6 protein-coding genes are annotated in these 8,071 nt (G+C 59.9%); 5 read left to right on the forward strand and 1 reads right to left on the reverse strand.

Features of this window, described 5'->3' with window-relative positions; genetic code table 11:
- Positions 1 to 111 precede the first annotated feature (111 nt).
- Positions 112 to 1,794, forward strand: coding sequence for a methyl-accepting chemotaxis protein (locus tag BM190_RS35525; protein WP_092262158.1), 1,683 nt, complete (start codon positions 112 to 114; stop codon positions 1,792 to 1,794).
- Between the two features lie 157 nt (positions 1,795 to 1,951).
- Entirely contained in the window at positions 1,952 to 2,284 is a 333-nt protein-coding gene (locus tag BM190_RS35530; protein WP_092262159.1) for a hypothetical protein, read from the forward strand.
- 25 nt (positions 2,285 to 2,309) lie between these two features.
- Here BM190_RS35530 and BM190_RS35535 read toward each other — a convergent pair whose 3' ends face one another.
- Positions 2,310 to 3,653, reverse strand: coding sequence for a sigma-54 interaction domain-containing protein (locus tag BM190_RS35535; RefSeq protein WP_092262160.1), 1,344 nt, complete (start codon positions 3,651 to 3,653; stop codon positions 2,310 to 2,312).
- Positions 3,654 to 3,873: 220 nt separating this feature from the next.
- On the opposite strand from BM190_RS35535, the gene BM190_RS35540 reads away from it, so the two are divergent.
- The 3 genes from BM190_RS35540 to acs all read left to right on the forward strand — a co-directional run.
- Positions 3,874 to 4,704, forward strand: a complete 831-nt coding sequence (locus BM190_RS35540) for an alpha/beta fold hydrolase (protein ID WP_092262161.1) — start codon at positions 3,874 to 3,876, stop codon at positions 4,702 to 4,704.
- A 14-nt stretch (positions 4,705 to 4,718) separates the two neighbouring features.
- Entirely contained in the window at positions 4,719 to 6,341 is a 1,623-nt protein-coding gene (locus BM190_RS35545) for an MFS transporter (protein WP_092262175.1), read from the forward strand.
- Between the two features lie 252 nt (positions 6,342 to 6,593).
- A partial coding sequence (acs, locus tag BM190_RS35550; RefSeq protein WP_092262162.1) for an acetate--CoA ligase occupies positions 6,594 to 8,071 on the forward strand: 1,478 nt, incomplete at its 3' end.

An 8,071-nucleotide genomic window follows, 5' to 3' on the forward strand; every position in this document is an offset into this window, starting at 1 on the left:
TGCCAAACAGCGTCAATAACGTGCCCGGGTGCGTGGAGGCGCCTGACACTTAAGCGTCTGGTAACAGTGCCATCACAATCTGACGATCATTTTTCTGATCGTGAGTTTCCCATGTCTTTCCGTGGTTTGAGAGCGAAGTTCATCATCATCATCGGCATCGCGCTTACGGGCATGATCGCTCTGGTGCCGATTGCGCTATATAGTATCCGCGACCAGATGATGGCGGATCGACAGGCCAAGATCCAGCAGATGGTCGACATCGGCCATGGCATCCTGACGCACTATCAAAAGCTGGAAAGCGACGGAAAGCTGAGTCGCGAGCAGGCCCAGGCTGCCGCCCTCGCGGAGATCAAGGGTCTGCGTTACGATAAGGTCGAGTTCTTCTGGATTAACGACATGGCGCCCAACATGATCATGAGCCCGGCCAAGCCTGAGCTCGATGGCAAGCCGGTTGGGCAGTTCAAGGATCCTGCTGGCAACTACCTCTTTCGGGGCTTTGTTGATGTCGTGCAGAAGCACGGAGCCGGCTTCTATGGCTATCTCTGGCCAAAAATGGGATCCGACCAGCCGGTCTCCAAGCTGTCTTTTGTAAAAGGATTTTCGCCCTGGGGATGGATTATTGGCACAGGCATATATCTTGACGACGTCGATGCAATTTTTCGGAAGACAGCCTGGACGTTCGCGTGGATTTGCGTTGGTGTCGTTGTCTTGGTGCTCGCCATTTCCATGGCAATCAGTCGTGCGGTGACCCGATCGCTGACCACGATTACCTCCCTCACCGAAAAGCTCGCCTCGGGCGAAGATGATTTCGAGATACCTTACACAAAGCGTCTTGATGAGGTTGGGAGCCTTGCTCGTGCTTTGCGTGTATTCAAGGAGAACGCAGCCGCAGCGCGTAAAATGCACGGCGAGCAACAGGAGCTGAAGCAGCGAGCTGACGAAGATAAGCGAAGGGCCATGGTCGAACTTGCCAGCAAGTTCGAGGCCAGCGTGGAAAGTGTCGTGCGGGACGTCTTCGACGAGGCCAGCGAAATGCAGAAGGCTGCCGAGAGCATGTCTGCGAGCGCCGATCATGCCAACGTGAGGGCAAATTCCGTCGCCGATGCCTGCCGCGAAGCGTCTGAGAATGTGCAGATGGTTGCCTCGGCCGCCGGTGAATTGTCCGCCTCGATCAACGAGATCAGTCACCGCGTCACCCAGGCAGCTCAGGTCGCTGACAAGGCCGCAAACGATGGACAGCGAGCCAATGCGACGGTTCAGGGACTTGCAGCGGCAGCTTCCAAGATCGGCGAGGTTGTCGGACTTATCAACCAGGTTGCCGCGCAAACCAACCTGCTCGCGCTGAATGCGACCATCGAGGCGGCGCGCGCCGGCGAAGCGGGAAGAGGCTTTGCTGTTGTGGCTGCCGAGGTCAAGTCGCTCGCAACTCAGACGGCCAAGGCGACCGACGAAATCGGCGCACAAATCTCGTCGATACAGGCCGAGACGTCGTCCGTGGTCGGCAATATCCAGAGCATTCTCGCGACCATAACCGAGGTCAACGAGATTTCATCTTCAATCGCGTCGGCAGTGGAAGAGCAGGGCGTCGCGACGCAGGCCATTGCACACAACGTCCGGGACGCCGCGTCCGGTACGAACCGGGTTTCGCAGAACATCTCCGACGTCAACGCCGCGACGTCAGAAACCGGCCACGTGGCGGGCACCGTCCTTGCGTCGAGTGCACGGCTGACCGGAAAGATGCAATCGTTGCAGAACGAAGTCAGCGCCTTTGTCGCGAGTGTCAGGGCCGCATAGACGGGGCTGAGCGGTGGCGATCTCCGCTTCCTGCTAGAGGTGTATTGTCGTCTGGTCGATGATGAGACATGACTACTGAAAGCAAAAATCAGGAGCACCAGTGGATCAAAGTTTAAGGTTGTTGCATGAACCGGCAGCGTCAGGCTGTGAGCTTTCCGTGAACGACTTTCGAGCCCATTTCGGCGACACCCTTATCGGGTTTCTCCTGACAATGGAACGTGCGATTCAGCTCCTTGCCGCCACCTGTAGCGCTATGCCTGATACGCCTGAAAAGCGTAAGTTGGTCGATCAGCGCCGTGACCTCGTTAATAAGGCGCTGTCCTTGCGACGACTACTTGGCGTTGCCGGGCTCATCACGAACGAACCCATGCAGTTGGTCGTGCTGTGCAACCGAGAGGGACTTTTTGACCTTCCGGCATGGTCCCGACGGCGTCCGGTCACTAAATCGACGGCGATCGATTGCGCGATCGCCGACCGATGCCCAATGTAGCGCATCCTGATCGACAAATTCTCGGCTAAAGGGTTTGTTCTTTCATGAGCCGATACAGATGAGCGCGGCTAATCCCGAGCAGTTCTGCTGCGCGGCGCTTGTTACCAGCAGACTGTTCCAATGCAGTCCGAACTTCCGTTGCGGTTTGAGACTGGATACGCTGCTTCAGCGGCTTTTGTGCGCCGTCCAGCTCCGGCTGGGGAGCCACGGCGGTCATCATGAGCTGGCCAGTGACGATAAATCGGGTGAGCACGTTCTCCAGCTCTCGAACGTTACCGGGCCAACGATGTGCAAGGAGCGATGCGATCTCCTTTCGGCTCAAATCGCGCGGCGCCGCATTCAGCCGCGTCGCAATCCGCGTCAACAATCGTCGAGCAAGAAAGTCCATGTCGTCCCGAGCGCGAAGGGGGGGTACCTCGATCGGCAGTACGCCGAGGCGATAGTAGAGGTCTTGTCTGAAACGACCCGCGCGGCCCAGTTCGGGAAGCGATTGATGGGTCGCGCAAACGACGCGGGTGTTGACAGCGAGTGGGGTCGTTCCACCCACGCGCACCAATTCGTTGGTCTGGAGAACGCGCAGCAAACTGCCCTGCAGGTGCAGCGGCATATCGCCGATCTCGTCCAGGAATAGAGTTCCGCCGGAAGCCAGCTCGAACTTTCCCAATTTCCCGCGACTGCGAGCGCCGGTGAATGCACCGCCCTCGTAGCCGAACAGCTCCGCTTCAATCAGCTCGCTCGGGATAGAGGCGCAATTGACCCAGACGAAAGGCCCGTCGGACCGGCTCGAATGTGCGTGGATGGCGTGGGCGGCCAATTCCTTGCCGGACCCGGTTTCACCGGAGATCAACACTGGAAGGTCGTGCCCGGCGACGATCTCGAGCGAATCTCGATAGGCGTCCATGAGTTCGCCTTGGCCGATGATGTCGCTCATGTCGGACCGCGAGCGCCAAGGCTTGTTGCCTTGGGGCATCGCCAGCTCAGATTGCGTGGCCCGTCGGAAGGTTCGTTTCAAGGTGCCGAGATCTGAGAACAATGCGAGGCCGACCGCGCCAATGATGCGGCCGTCCTGCAGCACAGGAACTTGTTTCGTGATCAATTGATGACCGCGCACTTTCAAGGGATAGCCAACCTGACTGCCTTCTCCGCGCGCGACGAGATGAAGCTTGGTTTGGGGGCCCACCACCTCGGTGATGTGTCGCCCGACAAAGTCGTCCGCCGCACCTCCCAAGAGCCTGCAATAGGGCTCGTTGATCAGCACGATCGTACCGGATGTATCGACCGCGACGAGGCAGTCCGAGACGTGGTCGAGGACGAGCCTCAGGAAGCCCGCTTCCTCTGACGATCCGGCAATCCACTGCGAGAGAACCATGAGGGGGATCCGCTTTCGATATGTCACATAGATGCGACACCGACGTCACGTAAATGATACAGTAACCGCACGGTGGATGGCCGTCAAACAGCCGTGATCCGTTTCGGTTCCGATAAATTCATTAGCAGCCCCAGAGTGATAGGCCGCACGGTCTTCCGAGCGGCCGAAATGGCACGGCGCTTGCGAACTCTCGTGTCCAAATGACCTCGGGAGGAGAGAAATGACATCCACTAGAACCATCACTATCGGGGACACCGTCGTGCAGGTGTCCGGAGAAGGAGCGCCGCTGGTATTCCTGCACGGCTTCACGACCACGGCGGAGTTCTGGCGCGAGCAGGTTGAGGCGTTCTCGGTTCGTCACCAGATGATCCGCATCAATCTGCCAGGTCATGGCCGTTCGCCGAGCCCCGAAGATCGGGCCTACACGATCGAGGCCTTCGTCGAAGATGTGCACAGGGTGTATCGCGAACTGGCGATCGATTCGGCCGCTCTTGTCGGCCTTTCGATGGGCGGTACCGTGGCCCAGACCTTTGCGCTCACATATCCCGAGCGTGTACGGGCGCTCGTGCTGGTCGGCGCCACGCCGCACGGACTGGGCGCCGACGTCAACGTCGACAACGTGCTCAAGGCCATCGAACATCTCGGTGTTGTTGCCGCGAGCCAGAAGGTCATCGAACGATCCTTCGGTTTCGATGCGAGCCCTGCACTCGTCGATTTCGCCAAAAACGAGGTCGCGCAAACGCCAGCTTTCGTGGCCCGCCAGGCGATCGCTTCGCTGAATGCGTCGGATAGTCGCGCAAGGCTTGGAGAGATCCACGTGCCGACCTTGGTCGTGGTCGGCGAAGAGGACATCATTACGCCGCCCGACGAGTCGCAGGCGTTGGCGGAAGGCATTCCCGATAGCCTGCTTGCGATCATATCCAGGGCGGGCCACTTCCCGATGCTCGAGCGGCCGGAGAGATTTAATCCGCTGCTTAGCGACTTCCTGCTGCGGCAGGGTGTCCTGACGCCAAGCGTGAACACGGCGACTAGCGTGCAAGACAACGTTTGATGCAGGAGGAAAGAATGTCCGTTCAATCCATCATTTCCGCGACCGCCTCTGCTCCCAGTCATCTCGATCGAGATAAGAAACGCATCATTTTCGCGGCTGCCCTCGGCACTGTCTTCGAGTGGTATGATTTCTTCATCTACGGGTCCTTGGCGGCGTTCTTCAGCACGCTGTTCTTCCCGAAGGGAAATGAAACGGCGGCATTGCTTGCCGCGCTGGCGACGTTCGGAGCGGGTTTCGTCCTGCGCCCGTTCGGTGCCGTCGTTTTCGGTCGGCTCGGCGATCTCGTCGGCCGTAAGAAGACGTTCCTCGTCACCATGCTGGTGATGGGTCTCGCTACCGCGGCGGTCGGGTTGCTGCCAACGTTCGCGACCTTTGGTTGGTGGGCTCCGACCATTCTGGTCGGCTTGCGTCTGCTGCAAGGGCTCGCCGTTGGCGGCGAATTCGGAGGCGCGGTGACCTACGTTGCCGAGCATTCCGATTCGGATAGGAGAGGCTTTACGACGAGTTGGATCCAGATTACGGCGACCCTGGGGCTGTTCCTGTCGCTGCTCGTCATCATTCTGTGCCGCTCGTCCATGTCGGCAGAAAGCTTTGCGAGCTGGGGCTGGCGCATTCCATTCATCGGATCGATCGGCCTCCTGGTTCTCTCGCTGTACATACGGCTCAAGCTTCACGAGTCACCCGTGTTCCAGCAGATGAAGGCCGAGGGCAAGGGCTCTAAGAATCCAATCGCCGATACGTTCGGCGATCGTCGCAACCTGCGCCTCGTGCTGGTCGCCATCTTCGGCGTCGTCGCCGGTCAGGCAGTGGTCTGGTACACCGGGCACTTCTACAGCCTCTACTTCATGACCACCGCTCTAAAGATGAGCCAGGATCAGGCCAACTTCTACCTGCTCGTGGCACTCTCGCTCGGCACGCCGTTCTTCCTGTTCTTTGGGTGGCTGTCCGACAAGGTTGGGCGCAAGTGGATCATCGTCACGGGATGCGCGTTGTCTGCCGTGTTGATGATGCCGCTATTCCAAGGGCTGGCGACGTACGGAAATCCAGCGCTTTCGGAATTCCGCGCCAACACTTCGGTGGTCGTCCATGGAAACGATTGCAGCGAGGACCAATCCTGGATCGGTCAGCTATTCCAGCCCAAGGCAACGAAGGACTGCACTCGCGTGAAGGCGTTCCTGACCGCACGTGCCGTGCCCTACGTCGTGAAGGCGGATGCGACCTCGCTCGGTGTCCAGATCGGTGAGGATACAATGGCAGGGTTCGATGAAGCCAAGCTCCTGAGTGCGCTGACCACGAAAGGCATGCCATCGGCGAAGACGCCGGCGGAGCCCAATGGGCCGATGGTGATAGCCATCTTGTTCGCCATGGTCTTCCTGGCAACTATGGTTTATGGACCGCTCGGAGCGCTACTTGTTGAACTCTTTCCGGTGCGCATCCGATACAGCGGCGTTTCTGTCGCACTGCAACTCGGAAACGGCTGGATCGGTGGATTTGCGCCTTTCGTCGCAACTGCGGTTGTGATTGCGACCGGCAATATTTTCGGTGGGCTCTGGTACACGGTCGCATTCGCAGCTTCGACGGCAATCATCGGAGCTCTGCTGCTACCGGAAACCCGCGGTCGAGACATCAATACTTGATAGTGTGCGATGAGACTCGGCGTGATCGTCATATTGCGCTCGCCGGTTCCCGATTTTTGTCGACGTTCGACTTCCGACGTCGAGAAAAATGCATGAAATCCGCTGGCAGGCCGGCTCGTCTGCTTAACCTCCCTAGACTGGCATGGGCCGCTGCTGGTTTACGGCGGCGGCCCCTTTTTTCCGTCGACGGATTATTAGAAGCTGCACCTTCGAGATGATGAGGGGCGCGCACCAAATGAACGGAGCACGTCGATGAGCGCAGACAAGAGAACGGCCGCCGCGAAGGTGTACCCGGTATCGGCCGAATGGGCCAAGCGCGCCTGGATCGACCAGGCCAAGTACAAGGATATGTACGCGCGCTCGATCTCGGACCCGAACGCCTTCTGGGCGGAGCAGGCCAAGCGAATCGACTGGATGCACGCGCCAACGAAAATCGAGAATGTCTCGTTCGCGCCCGGCAACATCTCGATCAAATGGTTCGAGGACGGCATCCTCAACGTCGCCTACAACTGCATCGACCGCCATCTCGCCAAGCGCGGCAACCAGACCGCGATCATCTGGGAAGGCGACGATCCCTCGCAGTCCAAGCACATCACCTACAAGGAGCTGCACGACGAGGTCTGCCGGATGGCCAACATCCTGCGCACCCGCAACGTCAAGAAGGGCGACCGCGTCACCATCTACCTGCCGATGATTCCGGAAGCGGCCTATGCGATGCTCGCCTGCGCGCGCATCGGCGCGATCCACTCCGTGGTGTTCGCGGGCTTCTCGCCGGACAGCCTCGCCCAGCGCATCAATGACTGCCAGTCCAAGGTCATCATCACCGCGGACGAAGGCCTGCGCGGCGGCAAGAAGGTGCCGCTGAAGGCCAATGTCGACGCCGCGCTCGCGAAGGCCGACGACGTTGACTGGGTCGTGGTGGTCAAGCGCACCGGCGGCAAGATCGACATGAACCCGACGCGCGACCTCTGGTATCACGAGGCGGCGGCGATGGTGACGACGGAATGCCCGGTCGAGCACATGCATGCCGAGGATCCGCTGTTCATCCTCTACACTTCAGGCTCGACCGGCCAGCCCAAGGGCGTGCTGCACACCTCCGCCGGCTATCTCGTGTTCGCCTCGATGACACATCAATACGTCTTCGATTATCACGACGGCGACATCTACTGGTGCACCGCCGATGTCGGCTGGGTGACCGGCCACAGCTACATCCTCTACGGGCCGCTCGCCAATGGCGCGACCACGCTGATGTTCGAAGGCGTGCCGAATTACCCGGATAATTCCAGGTTCTGGAACGTCATCGACAAGCACAAGGTCAACATCTTCTACACCGCACCGACCGCGATCCGCGCCCTGATGCAGTCCGGCGACGAGCCGGTGAAGAAGACATCGCGCGCCTCGCTCCGCCTGCTCGGCTCGGTCGGCGAGCCGATCAATCCGGAAGCGTGGGAGTGGTATCACCGCGTCGTCGGCGACGACCGCTGCCCGATCGTCGACACCTGGTGGCAGACCGAGACCGGCGGCATCCTGATCACGCCGCTGCCGGGCGCGACCAAGCTCAAGCCGGGCTCGGCGACGCAGCCGTTCTTCGGCGTGGCGCCTGAGATCGTCGACGCCGACGGCAAGGTGCTGGACGGCGAGACCTCGGGCAATCTCTGCCTGACGCGGTCCTGGCCCGGCCAGATGCGCACGGTCTACGGCGATCACGCCCGCTTCGAGCAGACCTATTT

It is taken from the genome of Bradyrhizobium sp. Rc3b, from assembly GCF_900114915.1.
In the GTDB taxonomy this organism is placed as follows: domain Bacteria; phylum Pseudomonadota; class Alphaproteobacteria; order Rhizobiales; family Xanthobacteraceae; genus Bradyrhizobium.